Origin of the sequence: Candidatus Microthrix subdominans (genome assembly GCA_016719385.1) — a bacterium.
Taxonomy (GTDB): domain Bacteria; phylum Actinomycetota; class Acidimicrobiia; order Acidimicrobiales; family Microtrichaceae; genus Microthrix; species Microthrix subdominans.
In genome coordinates this window covers 463,658-485,799 of sequence record JADJZA010000007.1, presented here as the reverse complement: position 1 = coordinate 485,799, position 22,142 = coordinate 463,658, and the positions used below count along the sequence as shown (strand labels likewise).

The window sequence follows — 22,142 nt, the reverse complement described above, 5'->3', positions numbered from 1 at the left end:
GCACTAGCCAAACCCCTGGAAGCAGTAACCAAGCCCCTGGCAGCGACAACCCGGGCCTTGACAGGGAGGGTGGTGTCGAGAGCAGCGTCACCGTCTGTGATTGCTCTCGCCGGCGTATCCACTCTGGTTCCAGCGGCGGATCACCCTCGTCTCCCGCTCGTAGCCGAGCACCGAGACAGCGGCGGTGTCGAGGCTGAGCAGCCGGCCGGCCTCGGCGGGTAGCCCGATCCACCGAGCGGCCAGGATCCGCAGGTACTGGCCGTGAGCGAACAGCACCGTGTCGCCCCCGACCTCGAGTAGCCGGGCGATCACACCATCGGCCCGCTCCCCCACCGCCTCGACCGACTCGCCTCCGGTGACCGGGTGGGTCCACACCGACCAGTCTGAAATCGTGCGCCGCACCTCGGCGGTGGACACGCCCTCGTAGTCGCCGTAGTCCCACTCGAGCAGATCGTCGAGTATCTCCACCGGCGCGTCGACCCCCGATAACTCGAAGGTGTCGCGTGCACGGCTCAGGGGGCTGCACCATGCGTGCGCAAACGACCGACCGTCCAGCGCCACACCCAGGTGCCGGGCCTCCTGACGCCCGTGCTCGGTGAGCGGCACGTCCGTTCGCCCGGTGTGTCGACCGCTCTTGCTCCACTCGGTTTCGCCGTGGCGCACCAGCACCACCTCGGGGGAGCGAGCCCAGCCTGCCGGCGGGTCGAGCGGTGACCCGGGCTGAGGGCCGCCGGGCATCACCGACGGCCACCTGGGTCAGGAGGATCCACTGAACTGCTCATCTCCGCAGCGTATTGCGTCGCTGCGCCTAGCGAGCCGGCCGTCGGCGATATCGAGGCATCAACGGCGGACGAGGCCGTTCGTTCGGGCGATGCCGCCGCCGGTACGGTGCGCCGATGACCACCGACGAGGACTTCCTCGGTCTGTTGCCCGGCACGGGTGACGGCCGCTTCCACTTCACCGTCCAGAACCACCTGGCCCGGCTCGACGGACGGCTCTACGGGGGCACGGCCATCGCAGTATCGATCGCCACGGCCGAGGCGGTATCGGACCGGACGGCGCTGTGGATGACCACCCAGTTCATCGCCACCGCACCGGCAAACGAGGAGATCTCGGTGCATACCGAGGTGCTCGCCCCGGGACGCCGCACCAACCAAGTGCGGGTCACCGGCACCAACGCCGCCGGCGACATCATGTTCGCCTCGCTGGGGGCCACCGGTCACTACAAGGACCATGGGCTGGCCGGCACGTTCGAGCGGTCGCCCACCGTGTCGTCACCAGAGGATTCCGAACGCTGGTCCAGCCCGTTCGTTGGCATGGCCCGTAACGCCGGCATCACCGCCAAATTCCCCGAACAGCTCTGGGAGCTCGGCTTCAACGCTGCACTCGACTTCCGCGAGCCCACGATCGTTGCCCACCCCGACCCCGGACCCGGTCGTATGTGCGTGTGGGTGCGCCGACGGGACCGGGTGGCGATCACGCCGGCGATCGCTGCGTATTTGGCCGACATGGTGCCGTTGTCGGTCGCCCACGCCTGCGGGGTGATGGCGGGCGGCATCAGCCTGGACAACTCGATCCGCATCGGCGCCTTTGAGGAGACCGAGTGGGTGCTGGTCGACTTGCGACCCCACCTGGCGGTCGGCGACTACGGGCACGGCTCGGCTCATATCTGGAGTGAGTCGGGCACCCTGCTCGCCACCGCCAGCCAGTCGGCTTCGATGCTTCGCTTCGACCCGGCCGACCTGCCCTGGGCGGAGTGAGCCAGACCATCGTCGCTACCCTGGCCGGATGGACCTTGGGATCAGCGGCCGTGGCGCCGCAGTAGCGGCAGCGTCGTCCGGCCTCGGCTACGCAACGGCGGAAGCGTTGGCGGCCAACGGCGTGCGGGTAGCGATCTGCGGGCGCGATCAGCAGCGACTCGATGGCGCTGTCGAGTCGCTGCGGGCCGGCGGCGGCGAGGTGGTCGGGATCCGCTGCGACGTGTCGGGGCTTGAGGGCGGCCGTGGCTTCGTCATCGAGGCGATCGAGCGGCTGGGCGGCGTCGATATCCTGGTCGCCAACGCCGGCGGCCCACCCGCCGGGGGCTTCGGCTCGACCGCCAGCGAGGAGTACGCCAAGGCGTTCGAGCTGAATGCGCTGTCCACCGTGGGGATGTGCGAGGCCGCCGTGCCGGCGATGCGCGAGGCGGGCTGGGGACGGGTGCTGGCGATCACGTCGGCCTCGGTGCGCCAGCCGACGCCGGCCCTGATGCTGTCGACGATGGCCCGAGCCGGAGCCACCGGGTTTCTCAAGTCGCTGGCGCTGGAGATCGCCGCCGACGGTGTGACCGTCAACTCGATCCAGCCCGGCCTGCACGCCACCGACCGGCTGCGCAGCCTGTACGGCGACAACATCGACAAGGCGGCCGACGACGTGCCGATGCGCCGGGTGGGCGAAACCGCCGACTTTGGCCAGATCGCCGCGTTCCTGTGCTCCGAGCAGGCCGGCTACCTCACCGGCGCCGCGGTCCCGGTCGACGGCGGCCGCTCGGACGGATTCCAGTAGCAGCCTGGCCAAAACTCGGTGGGCACCATGCGAGCAATCGCGCCCACGGGTCAACTGGGTGTGGTTACTGCATGACGGGTGCAGTAAAGCCACCCAGTTCGGGCATGGGTGCCTTTACTTCAGGTCCGCTGCTTCGGACCGAGCGGCGCCGTGGGTGTGAAGCTCACCGGCAGCGATTTGATGCCACCGACGAGCGGCATGCCCATCCCCTGCAGCGGCACCGGGGGGCTGTCGACCTCGATGTCGGGCAGCCGGGTGAGCAGCTGGCGGAACGCCACCGACACCTCGCGCCTGGCCAAGTGGGCGCCCAGGCAGAAGTGGGGGCCGGGCCCGCCGAAGCCCAGATGCGGGTTGGGATCACGCCGGACGTCGAAGCGCTCGGGGTCGGCAAACACCCGCTCGTCGCGGTTGGCCGAGCCGTAGAGCATGACCAGCTTGTCGCCCTCGACGAAGTCCTGGCCCGACAGCGTTACGTCGCGGGTGGCCGTGCGCCGCATGTAGGTGACCGGGGAGGCCACCCGAACGATCTCCTCCACCGCCGTGGGGCTGACGGCGTCGAGGTCGTCCTGCCACGCCCGGCGTTGGTCCGGGTTGAGAGCAAGCAGGTTCATACCGTGGCTGATCGCCGTGCGGGTGGTGTCGTTGCCCGCCACCGCCAACAGGATGAAGAACGGAGCGATCTCGCTCGGGTCCAACATGTCCTCCCCGACATCGTTGTGCACCAGCTTGGAGGTGAGGTCATCGGTTGGGTTGGCCCGGCGATCCTCGGCCAGCTCGTTCATCAGGCCGGTCAACGCCAGGCCGGCGGTGAACAGCGCCTCCAGCGGATCGCCGTCGCCCATGAACTCCGGGTCGCCACCGCCCAGGATCACGTTGGTCGCCGTCAACACGGTGTCGAACTCGCTGCGGGGGATCCCCATCATGTCGCAAATCACCAGCAACGGGAACGGCTGGGCGAACGCCGTGACCAGATCGGCCTCGCCGTCGGCGCAGAATCCGTCGATCACCTCGGTACAGATCGTCTCGACCGAATCCAGCACGCCCTGCAGCTGACGGGGCGTAAACGACCGGGCGACGATGCCGCGCTGGCGGGCGTGGCGAGGGTCGTCCATGTTGATGAACGAGCCAAAGAAGTTGAGCGCTTCCTCGGGCATGTCGGGGACGGAGACGGCACCCTTGCCCGAACAGAAGTCGTGGGGTCGCTTGGAGATCTCGACGACGTCGGCGTAGCGGGTGACCCCGTAGAACTGTTCGGTCTCACCGGTGAGCGGGTTGATGAAGGAGGTGCGGGCAAACGGACCGGCGGCCCGAATCTCGGCCATCTCCGCCATGCGTTCGGCCAGCTGCCGATTCCAGAAATCAGGCTGGGCCAGTCGGTTGCTCATCGGCTCACTCATTGCTTCGCTCCCCCTCGTTCCTCAACGCAGATCGCCACGCTATCGATGCTCCGGCCTCGCTGCCCGAACGCGACGCCGGCCACGTTCGGGTCCCGCTGGGCCGATCCACTGGTCGTTCCGCCGCCGACATGATCGGGATAGAAGATCAGCGATCGGCGGCCGGGTAGTGGCGCTCCATCAGCTCGGGATAGCTACGGGCGAAGTAGTTCCAGAGCTGCTCGCCATAGGTGTCGGGGCGGTGTGCGCTCGACATGTCGGCGACGCCGGCCTCCGTCTCGTCTCGCTGGGCCATGAACCCGGCACCGACGTGACGGTCGCTGGCGGCGACCGCCTTCCGAAAGGACTGATCGAGCGGCAGCGGCTCGAGGCGGGCGTCGAGCGACGGCCCGTGAAAATAGGCGGCAGATCGGCGCCGCCGGTCGGTGATCACCCGGTGCTTGGTGGCGACGAAGTAGTTGCCGGTCATCGCCTGGAGCAACTCACCCAGGTTGACGACCAACCCATCCGGGCGAGGCGGGACGTCGATCCACTCCCCGGACGGGTTCTGCACTTGCAGGCCCGGCACCGGCCCGGTGGCGAGCAGCGTGAGAAAGCCGGTGTCGTGGTGGGCGTTGACGCCGGCTTGGCCCGCCGGGGTGGGCGGATAGTTGATCAGCTTGGTGAGCGACATCGGCTGGTCGCCGAAGTAGGTCACGAGGTGATCCTCGGCCAGGCCAAGGCCGACCGACATCAACCCGAGCAGGCGGTCGGCAAGCACGCCGAGCTCGCCAAACCATCGCTCCATCACCGCTCTGCCGCCGGGCAGCAGCTGGTCGGGCATCCACTGGTTGGGACCGAGCAGTTGGAGGTACGCGGCCCCGCCGCCGACGTCGACCGGCCACTCCGACCACAGGTCGATCTGCTCGCGGACGTCCACCCGGTTGTTCGTCTGCTCGGCGCCGACCGCCTCCCAGCCGCGAAAGTGCGGCGAGCGGGCCTTGTCGATCAGCGCCTTGTCCGCCTCCGGCAGCGCGAAGAAGGCGTCCATCAGGTCGAAGACGTCGCCGATCACCGAGGGGTCGACCCCAAAATCGGTGATGACGAGAAATCCGATCTCGTGGCAGATCTCCCGCAGCTGGCCGGCGAGCGCCCGTCGCGTGGACGGGTTGCCCTGGAGGCCGCCGAGCTCGACGACGGGGATGTGGGAGAAGTCGAGCATGTGAGTCCAGGTGGCTTCAGGGTGACGGGCGTGGTCGATCCGCCAGGATACGGCCCGGATGGGCGCTTTCCTGCTCCCGCCGAGATGCCGCACCGCTCAACCGTGGCGAACCCAGGCCAGTACCAACCCCACCGGCGTGCTCAGCAGCACAAACCCGACGACCGTGACGTACACGGTTCTCACCCAGCCGGGGCGCGCCCCGTGCTTGAGCACCGCTGCCAAGAAGACGACGAGCGACGCGATCAGCGCCACACCGCCCAGCGTGGTGAGCGGCGGGCTGGCGATCAGGGTGCCGATCACGGTGGCGGCGCAGGCGAGGTTCCAGGTGGCCAGCTCGACCGACAGCGTCGCCCTCGACGGAGCGTCGGCGACCAGCGCTGCCTGGCCGCCCCCGACCAAAATCTGGGCCACACCGCCGACTAGCACGAGGAAGGCGGCCACCCACGGGCCCTCATCGAAGCCGGTGGGTCGCGTGACGGCGGCCACCAGCCCACCGACGACGATTGCGGCGCTCCCCACGGCGACGAAGGCGATCCCGCTGCGCCAAGCGGCGGGCAACTCCTGGGTGACCGTGCCAGGGCGGGACATCGACGGCGCTGAGGAGGTCATCACAATATTCTAGCCAACACCTCATTAAATGGGTTGGTTGCCGCCGGAGGCAGCGGTCACATCGCAACGCCACCGCCCCCCCCCCCCCCCGCCCCCCACGCCGGGGGCTCGCCCCGCCGGCCGCGTGGCGCGGGGGCGCGGGCGCCGCCCCCCCCCCCCCCCGCCGGGCCGCGCCCCCGCCCGGCCCCCCCCCCCCCCCTCCCCCCCCACCCCCCCCCCCCCCCAACGGACCCCCCCCACCCCCCCTTCCCCCCCCCCCCCCCCCGGCCCCCCCCCCCCCCCCCCCCCCCCCCCCCCCCCCCCCCCCGCCCCCCCGGCGCCCGCCGGCGCCGCCGGCCCCCGGGCGCCCCGGCCCCCCGGGGGCGGGGGGCCGGGCCGGCCCCCCCGCCCCCGGCGGGCGGGTCGAGCGCGGGGGGGCGGGGGGGGGGGCCGCCGGCCCCCCCCCCCCCCCCCCCCTCGGCGCCCCCCCCCCCCCCCCCCCGCCCCCCCCCCGCCCCCCCCCGGGGCCGGCCGGGGCCGCCGCCGCCCGGGGGCCCCGCCCCCCCCCCCCCCCCCCCGCCCCCCCCCGCCCGCCCGGGCCCCCCCCCGGCGGGGGGCCCCGGGCCCCGCGGGCCCCGCGCGCGCCGCCGGCCCCGGCCCGGCCCCCGGCCGCCCCGGGCCCCCCCCCCCCCCCCCCCGGCGCGGCGGGCGGGGCGCCCGCGCCGCCCCGCGCCCCCCCCCCCCCGCCGGCCGCCCGCCCCGCCCCCCCCCCCCCCCCCCCCCCGCCCCCCCCCCGCCCCCCCCCCGCCGGCCCCCCGGGGGCCCGCGCCCCCCCCCCCCCCCCGGGGGCGCGGGGGCCCGCCCCCGCGGGCCCCCGCCCCCCCGGCCCCCCCCCGCCCCCCGCCCCGCCCCGGCCGCCCCCCCCGGGCCCGGCCGCGGCCGGCCGGTGGCGGCCGGCCCCCGCCCCCCCCGCGCCCCGGCCCCCCGGGGGGGGGGCGGGGGCGGGGGGCCCCGGGCGCGGCGCCGCCCGCGGGCGGCACCGCACGCGGTCCTCTGCCGGAACTAGGCGGCGGACGCCGGCCGGGAGAGCACCGAGATGAGAAAGTCGGACTCGGGGGTGAACGGGCGCAGGTCCCAGGTGCCGATTTCCAGGTCGAGGACTAGGCCAGCGGCCTCGGCATTGGCGCGGAACTCATCGAAGGGGTAGCCGCGCTCGGCGCCGAAGCCGACGACGAGTCGGCCGCCGTCGGCCAGGTGGGCGCCGAGGCGTGACACCACGAGGCTGCGGGTGCTCGGCGCCAGGAACGTCATCACGTTGCCGGCGCAGACGATCACGTCGAAGTCGGCCGCGACGCCGACGGCGGGCAGATCGAGTTCGGCCAGGTCGCCCACCAGCCAGGTTGCACCCGGGTGTTCCCGTTGAGCCTCGGCGATCAGCACCGGATCGACATCGACACCGACGACCTCGTGACCCAACTCCGCCAACGTCGACCCCACTCGACCAGGCCCGCATCCGGCATCGAGGATGCGAGCCGAGCGCGGCGCCATCGCATCGATCAGCCTGGCCTCCCCGGCCAGATCCCTGCCCGCCTCAGCCATCGTGCGAAAGCGCTCGATGTATCGCTGGGAGTGGGTCGGGTCCTCGTCGGTGATCTCCACCCATTGACTGCGCTCAACCATGCTGCCCCGTCATCGCTCGTCCTACCGTTCGCTGCCCACGGTAGGGCGTCCCGGCCATGCAGGCCGGCCACGGTGCTTCTAAAAGTGCTTTACATTGCATCTAGAGGTGCTTAGGTTGAACCGCACAGGTCAGGATCGTCCGAACAGAGCGACCTGCAACCGCGAGGCTCGTTCAGGAGCCACCAAGCGAGGAGCATCACATGCGCAAGTTCTCGGTACGTCCAACGCTGACCATGAAGGGCCGCACGTTCAAGGGACCACGCGGGTTATCGGGCAAGCCGTCGCACCCGCCCCTGACCGATGTGCCCATCGCCGCCTACCTGGTCGCCGCCGTGTTCGACGTGATCTCGACGATCGCCGGCGATGGTCGAGCCTGGGCGGACGAACTGTGGCACGCGGGCACCTACCTGTTCATCGCCGGCGTCATCGTCTCGGTGTTCGCCGCTCTCACCGGCTTGGCGGACGCCCGGGATTCCTCCGAGGCCGGCACCCAGGCCAGGCGCACGATCAACACGCACGCTGCGATCATGGTCACCGTCACGGTGCTGGCGCTGATCAACCTGGCCTGGCGGCTGTCGCAGTTCAACGTCGCTGACGCCACCCCGGTTGGTATTGCCATCCTCTCGGTCGTGATCGCCCTGCTGGTGTCGCTGGGGGCCACCTTCGGCGGTTCGCTGGTGTTCGAGTACGGCTTCAACGTCGAGACCGCCGGCGACCACCCGGTGTGGCACAAGTCCGAGACCGACGTGTTTCCCGGCGAGGAGCACTAGACCCGACGGGTACGCGCAACCCGGTAGTTGACCGCCGTCCGGCGCTCGGTCATCCTCACATCTGTGAAGACGACCAAAGCGCCCGCTTCGGGCGAGGCCGAGGAATGTCCGGTCCGCATGATCGACCCGGACCGGGTCGCCGCAACCAGGCAGCGCCTGCTCGGCGTCGACGAGGCGATGAGCCTCGCCGACGGGTTCAAGCTGCTGGGCGAGCCCAGCCGGATCCGCATCCTGTTCGCTCTGCTTGAGGCCGGCGAGCTGTGCGACCTGGCGGCGGTGGTCGGGGTGTCCGAGACGGTGGTGTCGCACTCGATGCGCCTGCTCCGCGCCGCCGGCATCGTCGCCAACCGACGCGACGGCCGGGTGATCTACTACCGCCTCGACGACGACCACGTGGCCAAAATGCTCGAGCTGTCCCGCGCACACGGTGCGCACGGCGCAGTCGAGCGGCCGATGCCGTGAGCGGGGACCACAACCACGGCGGCGGGGCGCTCCGGGCCGGCGCCCGACACCAGAAGCGGCTGCTGATCGCCTTCGTCCTGATCGCCGGGTACTTCGTCGTCGAGGCGATCGGCGGGCTGCTCACCAACTCGCTGGCGCTGATCTCCGACGCCGGCCACATGCTGACCGACGTCATCGGCCTGGGCATGGCGCTGGCCGCCATCCAACTGGCCAACCGGCACGCCCGGAAGGCCAACCCGGGCCAGCACTCCTTTGGTCTGTACCGGCTGGAGATTTTGGCGGCGTTCGTCAACGCACTGCTGCTCTTCGGCGTCGCCATCTACGTGCTGATCGAGGCGATCAAGCGCATCACCGGCACGCCCGAGGTGCTCGGCGTGCCCATGCTGGTCGTCGCAAGCATCGGCCTGGTCGTCAACCTGATCGCCTTCGCGTTGCTGCGCGAGGGCGCTTCGGAAAGCCTCAACGTGGAAGGCGCCTACCTCGAGGTGGTGGCCGACACGATCGGCTCGGTGGGGGTGATCATCGCCGCAATCCTGCTGGAGGTATTCGGCTGGACCTGGGTTGATCCCGTGATCGGGGCGGCGATCGGGCTGTGGATCCTGCCCCGCACCTGGCGCCTCGGTGGCCAGGCGGTGCGGATCCTGCTCCAGGCGGCGCCGCCGGAGATCGACCTGGACGAGGTCGGACAAGCCCTGGCGGCCATCCCCGGCGTGATCGACGTGCACGACCTGCACGTGTGGACGCTGACCTCCGAGATGGAGAACGCCTCGGTACACCTGGTGGTCGACACGATGGACCACTCCCACGGCGTGCTCGACCAGGCGAGGAGCCTGCTGCAGGACCGCTACGGCATCGGCCACGCCACCCTGCAGGTGGAGCCGAGCGACCACGAGGGCTGCGACGAGCTCGCCTGGTAGGTGGCCCGGGTGCTCGGATCAGCGGTTGGGCACCGCCGCCAGCTTGCTCCGCTTCGAGGGCCCCGAGGTGGCGAACACGACGGCGAACAGCGCTGCGCCGACCAGCACGATGGCGGGACCGGATTGAATGTCGAGGTGGTAGCTGAGGTTCATTCCGATGAACCCGGTGACCGACCCGATCAGGGTCGACAGCGTCAGCATCGTGACGAACGAATGGGTCAGCATGCGGGCGACGGTCGGCGGAATGACGAGGACCGCAGCGATCAGGGTGACGCCCAGCACCTGGATGCCGGCGAGGATGGTCGCCGCCAGCGCCACCATCATCGCCACCTCGATCCAACCGGTGGCCACCCCGGAGGCCGCGGCCACCTCGGGGTCGAACGTGGTGAACAGCAACGGCCGGTAGTAGAGAAACACCAGTGCGCTTAGAACAGCGAACAGCACACCGATCGCCCACACCTGGGCCGGTTCCACGCCGAGGATGCTGCCGAAGAGCGCTGCGTCGAAGTTCTGGCCCCGGCGGCCGAACAGGGCGAAGAGGGCCAACCCGAGTGCGAACGACGCCGTGGTGATCACCCCGATGGCGGCATCGGCGCCGATCACCCGGCGACGGGTCACCCCGTTGATCATCAGCGCCGAGGCGACTCCCCAGGCCCCGGCGCCCAGCACCACGTTGACGCCGAGCAGCGCGCTGGCGGCAAACCCGCCGAAGATCGCGTGCGACAGCCCGTGCCCGATGTAGCTCATGCCCTTGAGCACCACGAACACTCCGACCAGCCCGCACAGCCCCCCGGCCAGGGTGGCGACCAGCACCCCGTTGCGGAAGAACTCGAACTGATAGGGCTGGAACAGCTGCGCCACCTCAGGCCGCCGTTCCATCGATCGCCGCTGCCCGGACGCGGTCGAGCGGGCGCTCGACCACCAACGGCATGCCGGCGTGCTCGAGCACGTCCATGCGGGCGCCATAGGTGCGCTCGAGCACGTCGACGGTGAGCACCTCCCGAGGAGCCCCGGCGCCGATCACCTCGGTGTTCAGACACACCACCTGGGGCAGGTGAGCGGCCATGCCGTTGAGATCGTGGGTGGTCAACAGGATCGCCAGCCCGGCGCGGTTCAGGTCGCCGAGCAGGTGAAGGAACTCGTGGCGGGTAGCGACGTCCACGCCGGAGGTGGGCTCGTCCATCAGCAGCAGAGCAGGCCGGCCGAGCAGCGCCCGGGCGATGAACACCCGCTGCTGCTGGCCGCCCGACAGGTGACGAATGTGCCGGTCGGCCAGGTCGGCGATGCCCAACCGGTTGAGCACCTCGTCAACCTCGGCCCGCTCGCCCCGCGTTGGCCACGGCAAGCGGGGGCGGCGACCGCCGGCCGAGCGGGCCATCAGCACACACTCGCTGACGGTGACCGGAAACGACCAGTCGACCGTCTCCACCTGAGGCACGTACCCGACGCCCAGCCCCGTGCGCCGCTCCACCGTTCCGGCAACCGGTTGCTCAACGCCGAGCAGCGCCTTCAACAGCGTGGTTTTGCCCGAGCCGGACGGGCCAACGATGCCGATGAACTCGCCGTCACCGACGCTCAAATCGACATCGACGAGCACCGGTGCGTCCCCGTAGCTGCAGGTGACGCCGCGCATCCGAACCAACCGCTCGCCACCGGCGCTCACCGTCGGGACACCCTCGGTCGGCACACCGTTCGCTGCGGACATATCCTCACTGCGGGTATTTGGCCTGATCGGGGATCTGACCTTCGGCCTGGAGCGGCACTGCCTTCAGCGCTGTGGCGTCGCCTCCGAGCGCCTCGGTCATCGTGATGAAGTCGAAGCGCATCAGGCCCAACCACGAATGCTCCGCGTCGCCCGGCTCGCCGAGCAGATCGTCGTCGCGCAAGTCGTCGACGTAGCGGACGTCCGCCTCCCTGCCGATCTGTTCGAGCACCGGGCTGGGGAACACCTCCGAGCCGAAGATGGCCGGCACGTCCTCCTTCTTCACCTGGTCGATCAGGCGGGCCACCTCCTTGGGCGTCGGATCCTCAAGATCCTCCAGCTGGATGGCACCGATGATCTTCCAGTCGTAGTTCCTGGCGAAGTACGGGAAGGAGTCGTGGTAGGTGAGCAGGCGGCGCTTCGGGACGGTGGCGAACGAGGTACGCATCGCCACGTCGAGCGCATCGATCTGGTCGGAGAACCGCTGGGTGTTGTCCCTGTAGTAGTCGGCATTGTCCGGGTCTCGCTTGGACAGGTCGTCGCGAACGATCTCGGCGTAGCGCAGCGCCAGGCTGGGGTCGGTCCACAGGTGCGGGTTGGGCTTGCCGCCCTCCTCCGGGAAGGAGAAGTCGAAGATGTAGTCGTCCTCGTCGATCGCCCCGCCGCCAAGCTCGACGACGTCCGAGCCGTCGGCCAGGTTGGCCTCGGCCAGCTTCCTGGTCGGCTCCTCGAGCTGGAGGCCGTTGAGGTACAACACGTCGGCCGTCGAGGTCAGCTCCGCCACGCTGGGTTTGGGCTCGAACGTGTGAGAGTCGGCCCCCTCGGGAACGATGCCCTCGACCGTCGCCCGGTCCCCCGCCACCGTCGAGACGATGCTGGTCAGCGGGGCCACCGTGGTGGCGATCACCAACCGGCCGTCACCGCCTGCCTCGCCGCCTCCCCCCTCATCGGGGTCGCCGCCACAGGCTGCGGTCAACAGTACGAGCGCCAAGGCGGCAACGGGTAGGCGTTTCATGGCCGCTCATGGTAACGCTAAACATTCGCAACTACGACGAGATTGTGCCTGGTATCGAAGCTTCAGCGGGGAGGGTCGAGCGCCGCTTCGAACACGGCCACCACGTCGGCGGCCTGGTCGGTGGGTGCATGCTCGCCCAGCTGGGTGAGGGTCATCAGCAGGGAGAGGATGATCGACACGATGCCGGCGCCGACGACCGCAGGGTCGATGTCGGCGCGGATCTGCCCGTCGAACTGCTCGGCGGTCAGCCGGGCCGCCACGGCCTTGCGCAGCTCGGCCAGCGCCGGCAGATCGACCACCCGGTCCAGAACGTCAGGCTCGTGGTTGGCCAGCACGCGACGGGCGAGCGGATGGCGGCTCACCGCCTCGACGAGGCTCACCAGCAGGCCCTGGCGCCAGCGATGACCGACCGACTCGTCGAACACGATCGCCATGCCCTCCGACACCGCCGAGGCCGCATCCTCGTCGAGCGCGGCAAGAAAGAGGGCCTTCTTGTTGTCGAAGTAGGCGTAGGCGGCGGTGCCGCTCACCCCGGCGTCGCGGGCGATGTCGGCCACCGACGTGCCCCTGAACCCGTCGCGCCCGAAGCGGGCAATGGCGGCGTGGAGGATGTCCAACCGAGTCTGCTCCCCCTTGCCCAGGGGTACCGAAGCGGACTCGTCATCGGCCATGGAGCCACCCTATACCCAATGAGGGATTGGTGAATTCTCTCATTTAGCGGAGATTGAAGGTCCTCCGGACATCGCAGGGAACCGGGTCCCCGGCGTAGAGTCTGGGCCCCGTCGTCGCTGTATCTGACCCCTTTGGAGCACGCACCATGGCCATCGCCATCACCGAAGACCACCAGGCGCTGGGCGCCACCGTCGCCGACCTGGCCGACAAGCGGCAGTTGCTCGAGGCCAACCGCTCCCTGCTCGAGGCGACCGAGGAGAACCTGCCCGCCGCCTGGGATGAGATCGCCAAGCTCGGCTGGCTCGGCCTGCACGTGCCCGAAGCCTACGGTGGCTCCGGTTTCGGCCTCGAGGAGCTGGTCGTCGTCGTCGAGGAACTGGCCCGCAAGGTGGCGCCGGGGCCGTTCGTCCCCACGGTGATCGCCAGCGCCGCCATCGCCGCCATCGGCGACGAGGCCGCCTGCGCCGACCTGTTGCCCGGCCTGGCCGACGGATCGCGCACTGCGGCGGTCGCGTTGGGCGCCCTGGGTGCCACGGCGACGCTCAGCGGATCGACCATCTCCGGCTCGGCGGGCGTCGTGCTCGGCGGCGGCCTGGCCAGCGTGTTGCTCGTGGCGTTCGGCGACGACGTCGCCGTCGTCGACCTGAGCGATCCCGGCGTCACCGTCGAGACGCCGGTCAACCTGGACCCGTCCCGCCGCTCGGCCCGGATCACCCTCGACGACACGCCCGCGACCGTGCTGGCGGGCGGGGCCCAGGCGATGCTGGACATGTCCAGGCTGATCCTGTCCGCCGACGCGGTCGGCATCGCCGCCGAATGCACCCGCGCCGCAGCCGAGTACGCCAAGGAGCGCATCCAGTTCGGTCGGCCGATCGCCATGTTCCAAGCGGTGAAGCACCACTGCGCCAACATGGCAGTCGCCACCGAGATGGCCACCGCAGCAACCTGGGATGCCGCGCGTGCCGCCGCCACCGGCGGCGATCAGCTCAGCTACACCGCCGCAGTGGCCGCCACGCTGGCCGCCCCCGCAGCCGACCTGTGCGCCAACCTCAACACCCAGGTGCACGGCGGCATCGCCATCACCTGGGAACACGAAGCCCACCTCTACCTCCGCCGGGCGACGACGCTGTTGCACTTCCTCGACGCCGACGGGGCCGCGGCCGACCTGGTCGACCTGGCCCGTCGGGGCGTGACCCGGGCCAAGACGGTCGAGCTGCCGCCCGAGGCCGAAACGATCCGCGCCGACGTGCGAGCCTTCGTCGACGAGCTCGCCGAACTCTCCGAGGAAGAGCAGAAGGCCAAGCTGGTCGAGACCGGCTACGCCATGCCGCATTGGCCCAAGCCCTACGGGCGGGCCGCCGGCCCAATCGAACAGCTGGTGATCGAGCAGGAGTTCGGCACCGCCAAGGTGACCCGCCCCTCCTACGGCATCACCGGCTGGAACATCCTCACGCTGATCCAGTACGGCACCGAGGACCAGGTGCAGCGCTGGGTGAAGCCGGCCCTCGACCAGGAGGTCGTGTGGTGCCAGCTGTTCTCCGAGCCCGACGCCGGCTCCGACGCCGCCGGCGTCACGACCAAGGGCACCCGGGTGGACGGCGGCTGGCTGGTCAACGGCCAGAAGGTGTGGACCTCCGGCGCCCACTACTCGGGCATGGGCTTCGCCACCGTCCGCACCAACCCGGATGTCCCCAAGCATGACGGCATCACGATGATGGTGATCGACATGCACGCCGAGGGCGTCGAGGTGCGCCCGCTGAAGATGGTCAACGGCGGCAAGGAGTTCAACGAGGTCTTCTTCAGCGACGTCTTCGTGCCCGACGATGACGTCGTCGGGCCGGTCGACGGCGGCTGGACCGTGGCGCGCGCCACGCTCGGCAACGAAAGCGTCAGCATCGGCAGCGGCGACGGCGGCATGGCCATGCCCCCCGAGCTGCTGATGTCGGCCTACGACGCCCACCCCGAGCGCCTCGGCGGCGGGGCAGCTCGCCTGGGGCGCTACCTGGCTGACCATCAGGCGATGGGCCTGCTCAACCTGCGCAGCACCAACCGCGCCGTGTCGGGCAGCGAGCCCGGGCCCGAGGGCGCTGTCACCAAGCTGGTGCTCTCCGAACTCGGCCACGATGCCGCCGCCATCCTCACCGAGCTGTACGGCCCAGATGCGGTGTTCATGGACGGTGACGCGGTCATCGGCAACCAGATGGTGTTGATGCACCGTGCGCTGTCGATCGCCGGCGGCACCTCGGAGATCAAGCGCAACCAGATCGGCGAACGCATCCTCGGCATGCCGAGGGACCCGCTGATCAACTAATGCCTCCGCTGCGGGAGCGGACGCCGCCTCTCGCGGGGAGGGAGATCCGGAAGCCTTGGGCTAGTCTGACCCGCTCACAAGGCGAACCGCCGTCGGCACCGAGCCAGTCGGTTCCGCTCGTTCGCAGCGACCATCGAGACCCCGCCGAAGATGCGGACAGGAGACGATTTCATGCACGTTTGGATCGACCAGGATCTGTGCACCGGCGACGGCCTGTGCGAGGAGATCGCCCCCGAGGTGTTCTTCGCCCAAGACGATGGCCTTTACTACGTCAAGGAATCTTCCGGGAACTTCGGTACCGAGAAGCTCTTCGACGGCGTGACCAACCCTGCCAGCCACGAAGGCCTCGCCCGCATCCCCGATGGAGAGATCGAAAGCGTGATCGAGGCTGCCGAGGAGTGCCCCGGCGAGTGCATCTTCATCGAGCCCGAGTGACGCCCACCGCCCGCCCGGTCGGCTAGGCCGACCGGGGCGCAATCGGCCGGTACGACGTTCCTGATCCGACTCAGTCGATCCGGTCGCAGTACTCAGCCGATCGGGTCAACCGACTGGTCGGCCGCGTTGGTGAAGTTCTGGTAGTCCTCGGCGCGGTTGCCGTCGGTGGGAAAGCCGCCGTTGGCCCGCAACATGGCGGCGGTGTGCATCAGGTTCCACGTCATGAACGTACAGTTCTGGTTGGTGAAGTCGCTGTCGAACCCGGTCGGCACATCCGAACCCTCGACGACGTCGCCGTAGCTGGGGCCCGGCCCCACCTCGCCGATCCAGCCGCAGTCGGCCTGGGGCGGGATCGTGTATCCGATGTGGGACATCGCATAGAGGATGTCCATCGAGCAGGCCTTCACGCCGTCCTCGTTGCCGGTGACGATGCACCCGGCGGTCTTGCCGTAGTACAGGTACTGCCCCTTGTCGTTGGTCTCGCCGCTCGACGCGTACATGCGCTCGACGGCGAGGGTGGCCACGCTGGACTTCACACCCAACCAGATCGGCGTACCCATCACGAAGATGTCGGCGGCCATGATTTTCGCCTGGATTTCGGGCCAGTCATCTCGGGGACGGCCGTGCTCGGTGAGGTCCGGGTACATCCCGTGGGGGATGACGTGCTCAAGGGCGTGAACGGTCTCAACCGACACCCCCTCGGTCCCCATGATGCCCGCCGAGCGGCTCATCAACCTCGCAGTGTGAGAGTCGGCCGGATCGTACTCCAGCGAGCAATTGAGGAAGAGTGCGCTGAGATGGGAAAAGTCGGACATCTGGGCTCCTTGGCTCGGCCGGGTCGGTATCCGACCGGCCCTGCAGATATACCCCGACGTCATCTCAGCTCAACCCACCGATGCGGGGATATCTTCGGGTGATGACCCCCTCGATGCAGCAGCGCACGCTCGGCGCCGGTGGGCCGACGGTCTCGATGATCGGCATGGGCACCGCCGCCCTCGGTCGACCGCTGTACATCAACGATGGCCACGGCGAGGACCTGGCTGGCGCCGCAGACCCCGATTCGCTCGGAGCGCGAGCGGGCAAGGTGTTCGACGCAGCGCTGGCCGGGGGCATCACCTACTTCGACACCGCCCGGTCCTACGGCCTGGGCGAGCGTTTCCTCGGCCGGTGGCTCAACCGGCGGAGTCGGGTTGGGCTCACCGTCGGATCGAAGTGGGGCTACACCTACGTGGCCGACTGGGATCCAGACGCCACCATCCACGAGGTGAAGGACCACTCCCTCTCAGCCCTGCGGCGCCAACTCGGAGAGTCCAGGGCCGAATTGGGCAACCACCTCGGCCTTTACCAGATCCACTCGGTCACTCCGGACTCGCCGGTGCTCGACGACGCTGCGGTGACCGGTGCGCTGAACGAGTTGCGGGCCACCGGGGTGCGCATCGGACTGACCACCAGCGGACCAGAGCAAGCCAACGTCATCCGACGTGCGCTCGAGCTCGCCGTGGACGGCACGCTGCTCTTCGCCACGGTGCAGGCCACTTGGAACCTGTTGGAACGCTCGGCGGGGCCGGCGCTGGATGAGGCCCACGACGCCGGACTGGGCGTGATCGTCAAGGAGGCGCTGGCCAACGGCCGCCTGGCCGGCTCGGACGACCGGGCCGACGCTGCCCACCTCGGGGGTTGGCCGCCCGACGCCGTCGCTCTGGCGGCGGCCGCGTCTCAGCCGTGGGCGGACGTGGTCCTCAGCGGTGCGGCCACGGTCGACCAACTGCGGTCCAACCTGCAGGCCTGCCAGGTGATGTCCGACCTCGATCCGGACTCCGTCCTGGCCGCCGTCGCCCCGATCGAGTCGGAGCGGTACTGGAGCGAACGCTCCCAACGACCCTGGACTTAGCCGGCACCGGGGCGGCCCGCACCCGGGGCCACCTTCCGCGCCAGGATCCCCAGCGTGGCCCGCAGGTTGGTCTCCGTGATCACGGGGAAGATCCCCGCTCCGCGGTACACCTCGTTGATGTCGGACCAGTCGTAGTAGGAGGTCACCCGGGTGCCGCCCTCGACCGGCTCCAACCGGTACCCGTACACGTGGCCCAACGGGGGCTGCATGGCACCGTCGATCGTCCAGGCGATCTCACGGTCCTGGTCAAACGCAGTGATGACGACGATCACCTCGTACTCGCCCAGGTCGTAATCGCGGAGGGAGTCTCGGTCCATGTGCACGACGAAGCGATCGTCGACCGCCGTCGCCGGTTCGCCCTCGGCCCACATCAGCATGCCTGAGGCGTCGATGTCCACGTGTCCGGCGGGATCGGCCAGCACCGCAAAGATCGCCGGCGGCTCGGCGGCGATCGTGCGGTCAACCTCGATGCGCTCGACCTCTGGGTGATCGCCGGCTGTGCGATCAGCCTCTGTGCCTTCGGCCATGTGCCTGCCCACTTTCGTCGCGAGCTGCGATCCTCCCACAGCACCCGACCACCCCCGCCACGCCCACCCGCCACCCGCCACCCCTCGCCCCCCCAACCCCCACCCCACTCGCAACTCGGGAGCCCGAACGACCGCCAGAGCGCAGTGTGCACTCCCGAGTTCGCCCACCACTCGCAACTCGGGAGCCCAAACGACCGCCAGAACGCGCTCTGGACTCCCCGCTACCGGACTCCCCGGGCCGGAGGCCGCATGACGGATCTGAGCGTGTTATGAACTCCCTACTGCGGTTTCGTGAACGCGGTGGCCTCAGCCCAGGACACCAAATCGACTCACGTCGGAGGATCAGTGGAGCACGCGCATTTCGGTACCGACGAGAATCGGTGGTTAAGCGGTGAACCTCGAACGCCGGTGACGTCCGACCTCGGAGGCAGCCAAGGCAAAGACGAGCTGGTGGCGATCCGCAAGCGCGTCTACGGCCACGACATGCTGTACGTCTCCCAGCCCGACGGATCCAAGATCGGCCGGATAAACCTCGAGACCGGCCGGATCACGATGGACCGTGCCGAGCTGCGCGACATTTTCGATCGCTTCGTCGCGGGATGGCGGGCCACCCACATGGGTCAGCAGCCACCGTCCGACGACGATCGAGACGAAGGCACCCGCCCAACGGGACCCCACGCCTCGCACGAGTCGAACCCCACGCCCCATGCAGGGTTGCCGACGCCGCAGACGCCGGATCCCCCCTGGCAGCCGCCGGACCCGGCGACACGTGCACCGGACCCGACGTGGCCTGCACCCGAGCCGTTGCCGCAGGCTGCGGAGCCAGCGCCGACACACTGCACCGATCTGCCTCAAGTTGAGCCGATTGCCCCCGTTGCCCCCGTGTCTGCTGACGCTACCGACACCGCCGGCGCATCGGCCCAGAACGAGTATCACCGTCGGTCGGAACGCGAGCTGGCCACGAAACATCAGAAGGTGGCCGACGACGCCCAGTGGCGCCAACAGATCAAGGCCGAGCGGCCGGTGATGGGTCGAGTGGCAACCGCGCTCACCGCCAAGCCGCGGATCACCCCGGAGTCGCAGGCGACTGCGGCATGGAAGGTGGGCGCCGAGGGAGAACGGCGCGTCGGCGAGGTACTACAGGGCGTTCGGGGCATCGAGGTGCTGCACGACCGGCTGATTCCCGGCAGCCGGGCCAACATCGACCACCTGGTCGTCGGCCCTTCGGGCGTGTTCGTCATCGACGCCAAGAAGTACACGGGCAAGCTTGAGGTGAGGGACAAGGGCGGGCTGTTCCGCCACGACCCCCACCTCTATGTCAACGGCCGGGATCGCACCAAGACGGTCGACGGTGTGCTCCGCCAGGTCAAAGTGGTTCGTACCGCCCTCGGTGACGACTTCGCCGACGTGCAGATCCGTGGAGTGCTGTGCTTCATCGGCGCCAAGTGGCCGTTGATGAAACACCCCCACCGGGTCAACGGAGTGGTGGTTGTCTGGCCGAAGGGGCTTCCCAAGGTCGTCACAGCAAGCGGCGCGCTGGACGATCGCGTCGCCGACGTGGCCGAGCAGCTGCGCAGCCGGCTTCGTTCAGCGGGTCAATGACGCGGCACCCATCCAAGACATGAGGTAACGGCACCCAGCCGCAACTCGGGAGCCCAAACGACCGTCTGACAGCGCTCTGGACTCCCCACTTCCGGACCCAGCCGCAACTCGGGAGCCCAGATGACCGCCAGACCGCAGTGTGCACTCCCCAGTTCCGGTTTTGAGGAGGGTATTGGGACGGTCTCAGGGCACCGGTAGGTTGCTGCGCAGCGCCAGCTCGTCGGCCGGCTGCGGGGCGGGACGGGTCTCGCTGTCGTAGTCCCGCTCGACAGTGGGCTTCACCAGTTGTTGGGCCAGCCGCTCGAAGCGGGTCTGGAACGCGGCGAGCGTCCAGCGGCCGAAGATGGTGTGCCCGCCCTCGTATGCCTGCTCGTCATATTCCTGGTGCGTCGTGACGTAGCCCATGTAGTCGTTGCAGTAGCTCATGAACAGCACGTTGGTGACGCCGTCGGCTTCGAGCACGGGGCGCACGGTGTCGACCACGCGCCGGCCGGACATCGTGGTGAACTCGCCCGGGCAGCACACCAGCGCCAGCGTGCCAATCCGTACGATCTGGATCGGCAGCACCGTGGGCACCAGCGAGCTGCGATCCAGCGCCCCGATCTTCGCTTGGCGCTTCAGCTCGGCAGCTGACGGGTCGGCCCAGTCGGGCACCATCGACTTGGCGATGGGGGTCCCCAACTGCAGCTTGGGCTCGTCCTCCATCAGGATGTCCTTGGGATCCTGCGTTTCCGTACAGTCGCCGCATAGCCTCGGCCTCGGCGGCCGGCATGCGGTCGACCCTCCTCAGGCGTCGCCAGCGCAGCAGCCGGGACTGGAGGCGTGCGGCCACGGCGATCGGCTTGGGCATGCCCGGGCCGTCGACCCGCGTGCCGGCGAAGAACGCCACGCCGTGGCATGGCTTGCCGGTGCGGGCGCCGGTCACCCCACCGGCAAACCGGGCGTCGGCCTCGACGTCGGTGAAGTCGATGTACGTGAGCACACCGTCGATCGACCCTTCGATCGACGACCCGGCGTCGCTGAGCGAGCCGTCGGCCCGCGCTGCGGCGATGGCCGCATCCCGCTGCACGGTGCCGTTGCGTTCGGCCTCGACGTACTCGGCCTCGCCCGAGATCCGCTTGCGTCGGGCTACGTCGCCCGGCCCGTGGTAGTGCGGCGACACGTCCCCTGCGGTCGCTTGGGCGAAGATCGCCACCGGGTTGCTCACCCCATCGGCGGCGAGGGTGGCCTCGACACCGGCGGCGGCGTAGCCCTTGTTGTCGCCGTCGTGGCGCTCCAGGGTGTTGCCCAGGCTGGTGCAGTGCACGCCGAACAGGCTGAGCATGGAGTTGAGCTCGCCGTCGCGCCGCGCGGTGAGCACGCGCATTCTGCGGTCGAGCGCCAGGTGAGCATGGGTGTCGGCCAACGGCGTCGACTCCGGGTTGCGCAGGTACGAGGCCAGCGACCGGTTCCAGGCCACTTCGGCCTCGGGCGCAATCTGAGTATCGCCGAGGGCCAGGTCGGTGGGGGCGGCACTCGCCCTGGCCTCGAGGATCGCAGCGGTGCAGGCGGCGACGACCGCATCGAGGTGCTCGGGAACGAACCCGGGGGTGACGACGTTGTACAGCGCCTCGTGACCGCAGCCGCCGGGCGAGGAGTGCGTGTGCGTGCAGGTGAGCACAAACGCCTCCTCAAGGAACTCATCGCCCAGCTCGGCCCGCAGGGCGGCGACGACGCCGGAGCGCATCGTGTGCAGCACCATTGCCAGGTCGACGCAGCAGATGATGGCGGCCCGCCCGTCGGCATCGGCCACGTACCAGGCCCGCGTACAGGGGCGTCTGCTGCCCCCTCGCTCGGTGGTTCCACATGCCGTAGCCGTTCATCGCCCGGCCGGCCGGCTCGATACCAAGGTCGACCTTGGCCCATCCGAGTTGATACATGCTGGTCCCTCCGCTGCCGGAGCGCTGACCTTAGGCGGAAGGGGTCCCGATGCCCTTCACGGAAGCGACACCCGAAACGGGGCACTCCCCCGGCACCGGGCACGACCGCCGATTGGATTTACCCGAGGATCAGGACCAGCGAGAGCGCTGCAACGAATGCGAACTCGGTCGGCACGGCCAAGCGGGTATACCCCTCGGACCAGCCCCGGTCGATACATGCTCCGCCGATACGCGCCGCCAAGATCGCCGAGGCGATGAACAGCACGCCCAGCACCGCCTCACGCCCGAGGTCGTTGAGGCCGAGGTAGGCGACGAAGGCGCCGAGACCCAACGCCAGCGCCCCGTAGTAGCAGCGCACTTCGGTGCGGCCCGCCGGCCCATCGGGGGTGAGGTTGTACATGGCCACCGCATCGGGGCGGATCAGGAAGGTCAGCCCGGTCACGGCGAAGTACCCGACGATCAACACGATGGCGAAACCGATGAGTGTCACCGGCCGATCATGGCGTCGGGCG

21 protein-coding genes and 1 pseudogene are annotated in these 22,142 nt (G+C 69.7%); 9 read left to right on the top strand and 13 right to left on the bottom strand.

The genetic code is table 11. The annotated features are described in order from the left end of the window. Positions 1-87: 87 nt before the first annotated feature. Entirely contained in the window at positions 88-738 is a 651-nt protein-coding gene (locus tag IPN02_12425; GenBank protein ID MBK9297611.1) for a histidine phosphatase family protein, read from the bottom strand. A 158-nt stretch (positions 739-896) separates the two neighbouring features. Here IPN02_12425 and IPN02_12420 point away from each other — a divergent pair, with 158 nt between their 5' ends. Further along, a complete protein-coding gene (locus IPN02_12420; protein MBK9297610.1) occupies positions 897-1,760 on the top strand; it encodes a thioesterase family protein in 864 nt (287 codons plus the stop codon). Positions 1,761-1,788: 28 nt separating this feature from the next. Continuing rightward, positions 1,789-2,544, top strand: coding sequence for an SDR family oxidoreductase (locus tag IPN02_12415; protein ID MBK9297609.1), 756 nt, complete (start codon positions 1,789-1,791; stop codon positions 2,542-2,544). Positions 2,545-2,663: 119 nt separating this feature from the next. Here the strand turns inward: IPN02_12415 and IPN02_12410 are convergent, their stop codons facing one another. From IPN02_12410 to IPN02_12395, 4 genes are all read right to left on the bottom strand, one after another. Beyond that, positions 2,664-3,929: a cytochrome P450 gene (locus IPN02_12410; protein ID MBK9297608.1), complete on the bottom strand. Its 1,266-nt coding sequence runs from the start codon at positions 3,927-3,929 to the stop codon at positions 2,664-2,666. Between the two features lie 157 nt (positions 3,930-4,086). Then, positions 4,087-5,139: an isopenicillin N synthase family oxygenase gene (locus IPN02_12405; GenBank protein ID MBK9297607.1), complete on the bottom strand. Its 1,053-nt coding sequence runs from the start codon at positions 5,137-5,139 to the stop codon at positions 4,087-4,089. 96 nt (positions 5,140-5,235) lie between these two features. Further along, the gene (locus tag IPN02_12400; protein MBK9297606.1) at positions 5,236-5,748 is read right to left on the bottom strand and encodes a hypothetical protein; all 513 of its coding nucleotides are present in this window, start codon (positions 5,746-5,748) and stop codon (positions 5,236-5,238) included. Positions 5,749-6,789: 1,041 nt separating this feature from the next. Beyond that, the gene (locus IPN02_12395) at positions 6,790-7,407 is read right to left on the bottom strand and encodes a class I SAM-dependent methyltransferase (protein MBK9297605.1); all 618 of its coding nucleotides are present in this window, start codon (positions 7,405-7,407) and stop codon (positions 6,790-6,792) included. A 200-nt stretch (positions 7,408-7,607) separates the two neighbouring features. Between IPN02_12395 and IPN02_12390 the strand changes: the two genes are divergently transcribed. The 3 genes from IPN02_12390 to IPN02_12380 all read left to right on the top strand — a co-directional run bounded on the left by IPN02_12390 (position 7,608) and on the right by IPN02_12380 (position 9,556). After that, complete coding sequence (locus IPN02_12390) at positions 7,608-8,177, top strand: DUF2231 domain-containing protein (GenBank protein ID MBK9297604.1); 570 nt, start codon at positions 7,608-7,610, stop codon at positions 8,175-8,177. Positions 8,178-8,294: 117 nt separating this feature from the next. Next, a complete protein-coding gene (locus tag IPN02_12385; GenBank protein MBK9297603.1) occupies positions 8,295-8,639 on the top strand; it encodes a helix-turn-helix transcriptional regulator in 345 nt (114 codons plus the stop codon). After that, entirely contained in the window at positions 8,636-9,556 is a 921-nt protein-coding gene (locus tag IPN02_12380) for a cation transporter (GenBank protein ID MBK9297602.1), read from the top strand. The genes IPN02_12385 and IPN02_12380 overlap by 4 nt, the downstream gene beginning before the upstream one ends. Before the next feature lie 18 nt (positions 9,557-9,574). Here the strand turns inward: IPN02_12380 and IPN02_12375 are convergent, their stop codons facing one another. The 4 genes from IPN02_12375 to IPN02_12360 all read right to left on the bottom strand — a co-directional run bounded on the left by IPN02_12375 (position 9,575) and on the right by IPN02_12360 (position 12,944). Then, positions 9,575-10,435, bottom strand: a complete 861-nt coding sequence (locus IPN02_12375) for a metal ABC transporter permease (protein ID MBK9297601.1) — start codon at positions 10,433-10,435, stop codon at positions 9,575-9,577. Beyond that, positions 10,419-11,261 (bottom strand): metal ABC transporter ATP-binding protein, encoded by an 843-nt coding sequence (locus IPN02_12370; GenBank protein MBK9297600.1) that lies wholly within the window; start codon positions 11,259-11,261, stop codon positions 10,419-10,421. The genes IPN02_12375 and IPN02_12370 overlap by 17 nt, the downstream gene beginning before the upstream one ends. Before the next feature lie 4 nt (positions 11,262-11,265). Next, positions 11,266-12,273 (bottom strand): zinc ABC transporter substrate-binding protein, encoded by a 1,008-nt coding sequence (locus IPN02_12365; GenBank protein MBK9297599.1) that lies wholly within the window; start codon positions 12,271-12,273, stop codon positions 11,266-11,268. Between the two features lie 62 nt (positions 12,274-12,335). After that, complete coding sequence (locus IPN02_12360) at positions 12,336-12,944, bottom strand: TetR/AcrR family transcriptional regulator (protein ID MBK9297598.1); 609 nt, start codon at positions 12,942-12,944, stop codon at positions 12,336-12,338. A gap of 146 nt (positions 12,945-13,090) precedes the next feature. On the opposite strand from IPN02_12360, the gene IPN02_12355 reads away from it, so the two are divergent. Both IPN02_12355 and IPN02_12350 read left to right on the top strand, forming a co-directional pair. Further along, positions 13,091-15,256, top strand: coding sequence for an acyl-CoA dehydrogenase (locus IPN02_12355; GenBank protein ID MBK9297597.1), 2,166 nt, complete (start codon positions 13,091-13,093; stop codon positions 15,254-15,256). A gap of 171 nt (positions 15,257-15,427) precedes the next feature. Next, on the top strand, positions 15,428-15,691 hold the full coding sequence (locus IPN02_12350; protein MBK9297596.1) for a ferredoxin: 264 nt from the start codon (positions 15,428-15,430) through the stop codon (positions 15,689-15,691). Positions 15,692-15,783: 92 nt separating this feature from the next. Here IPN02_12350 and IPN02_12345 read toward each other — a convergent pair whose 3' ends face one another. Beyond that, the gene (locus IPN02_12345) at positions 15,784-16,506 is read right to left on the bottom strand and encodes an NAD(P)H-dependent oxidoreductase (protein MBK9297595.1); all 723 of its coding nucleotides are present in this window, start codon (positions 16,504-16,506) and stop codon (positions 15,784-15,786) included. A 101-nt stretch (positions 16,507-16,607) separates the two neighbouring features. Here IPN02_12345 and IPN02_12340 point away from each other — a divergent pair, with 101 nt between their 5' ends. Further along, positions 16,608-17,582, top strand: coding sequence for an aldo/keto reductase (locus IPN02_12340; GenBank protein ID MBK9297594.1), 975 nt, complete (start codon positions 16,608-16,610; stop codon positions 17,580-17,582). Here the strand turns inward: IPN02_12340 and IPN02_12335 are convergent. Further along, the gene (locus IPN02_12335; protein MBK9297593.1) at positions 17,579-18,109 is read right to left on the bottom strand and encodes an SRPBCC family protein; all 531 of its coding nucleotides are present in this window, start codon (positions 18,107-18,109) and stop codon (positions 17,579-17,581) included. The genes IPN02_12340 and IPN02_12335 overlap by 4 nt on opposite strands. 408 nt (positions 18,110-18,517) lie before the next feature. Between IPN02_12335 and IPN02_12330 the strand changes: the two genes are divergently transcribed. Then, entirely contained in the window at positions 18,518-19,711 is a 1,194-nt protein-coding gene (locus IPN02_12330; protein MBK9297592.1) for an NERD domain-containing protein, read from the top strand. Between the two features lie 183 nt (positions 19,712-19,894). Here IPN02_12330 and IPN02_12325 read toward each other — a convergent pair. Beyond that, a pseudogene (locus IPN02_12325) lies at positions 19,895-21,630 on the bottom strand (neutral/alkaline non-lysosomal ceramidase N-terminal domain-containing protein). 118 nt (positions 21,631-21,748) lie between these two features. After that, complete coding sequence (locus IPN02_12320; protein MBK9297591.1) at positions 21,749-22,120, bottom strand: hypothetical protein; 372 nt, start codon at positions 22,118-22,120, stop codon at positions 21,749-21,751. Positions 22,121-22,142: the final 22 nt, after the last annotated feature.

Excerpts from the sequence above, each read along its gene's own strand:
- IPN02_12360 (MBK9297598.1), bottom strand. The coding sequence starts at position 12,944 with ATGGCCGATGACGAGTCCGCTTCGGTACCCCTGGGCAAGGGGGAGCAG.
- IPN02_12415 (MBK9297609.1), top strand. The coding sequence starts at position 1,789 with ATGGACCTTGGGATCAGCGGCCGTGGCGCCGCAGTAGCGGCAGCGTCG.
- IPN02_12395 (MBK9297605.1), bottom strand. The coding sequence starts at position 7,407 with ATGGTTGAGCGCAGTCAATGGGTGGAGATCACCGACGAGGACCCGACC.
- IPN02_12365 (MBK9297599.1), bottom strand. The coding sequence starts at position 12,273 with ATGAAACGCCTACCCGTTGCCGCCTTGGCGCTCGTACTGTTGACCGCA.
- IPN02_12370 (MBK9297600.1), bottom strand. The coding sequence starts at position 11,261 with ATGTCCGCAGCGAACGGTGTGCCGACCGAGGGTGTCCCGACGGTGAGC.
- IPN02_12405 (MBK9297607.1), bottom strand. The coding sequence starts at position 5,139 with ATGCTCGACTTCTCCCACATCCCCGTCGTCGAGCTCGGCGGCCTCCAG.
- IPN02_12355 (MBK9297597.1), top strand. The coding sequence starts at position 13,091 with ATGGCCATCGCCATCACCGAAGACCACCAGGCGCTGGGCGCCACCGTC.
- IPN02_12385 (MBK9297603.1), top strand. The coding sequence starts at position 8,295 with ATGATCGACCCGGACCGGGTCGCCGCAACCAGGCAGCGCCTGCTCGGC.
- IPN02_12340 (MBK9297594.1), top strand. The coding sequence starts at position 16,608 with ATGACCCCCTCGATGCAGCAGCGCACGCTCGGCGCCGGTGGGCCGACG.
- IPN02_12425 (MBK9297611.1), bottom strand. The coding sequence starts at position 738 with ATGCCCGGCGGCCCTCAGCCCGGGTCACCGCTCGACCCGCCGGCAGGC.
- IPN02_12390 (MBK9297604.1), top strand. The coding sequence starts at position 7,608 with ATGCGCAAGTTCTCGGTACGTCCAACGCTGACCATGAAGGGCCGCACG.
- IPN02_12375 (MBK9297601.1), bottom strand. The coding sequence starts at position 10,435 with ATGGAACGGCGGCCTGAGGTGGCGCAGCTGTTCCAGCCCTATCAGTTC.
- IPN02_12335 (MBK9297593.1), bottom strand. The coding sequence starts at position 18,109 with ATGGCCGAAGGCACAGAGGCTGATCGCACAGCCGGCGATCACCCAGAG.
- IPN02_12350 (MBK9297596.1), top strand. The coding sequence starts at position 15,428 with ATGCACGTTTGGATCGACCAGGATCTGTGCACCGGCGACGGCCTGTGC.
- IPN02_12400 (MBK9297606.1), bottom strand. The coding sequence starts at position 5,748 with ATGACCTCCTCAGCGCCGTCGATGTCCCGCCCTGGCACGGTCACCCAG.
- IPN02_12420 (MBK9297610.1), top strand. The coding sequence starts at position 897 with ATGACCACCGACGAGGACTTCCTCGGTCTGTTGCCCGGCACGGGTGAC.
- IPN02_12345 (MBK9297595.1), bottom strand. The coding sequence starts at position 16,506 with ATGTCCGACTTTTCCCATCTCAGCGCACTCTTCCTCAATTGCTCGCTG.
- IPN02_12410 (MBK9297608.1), bottom strand. The coding sequence starts at position 3,929 with ATGAGCAACCGACTGGCCCAGCCTGATTTCTGGAATCGGCAGCTGGCC.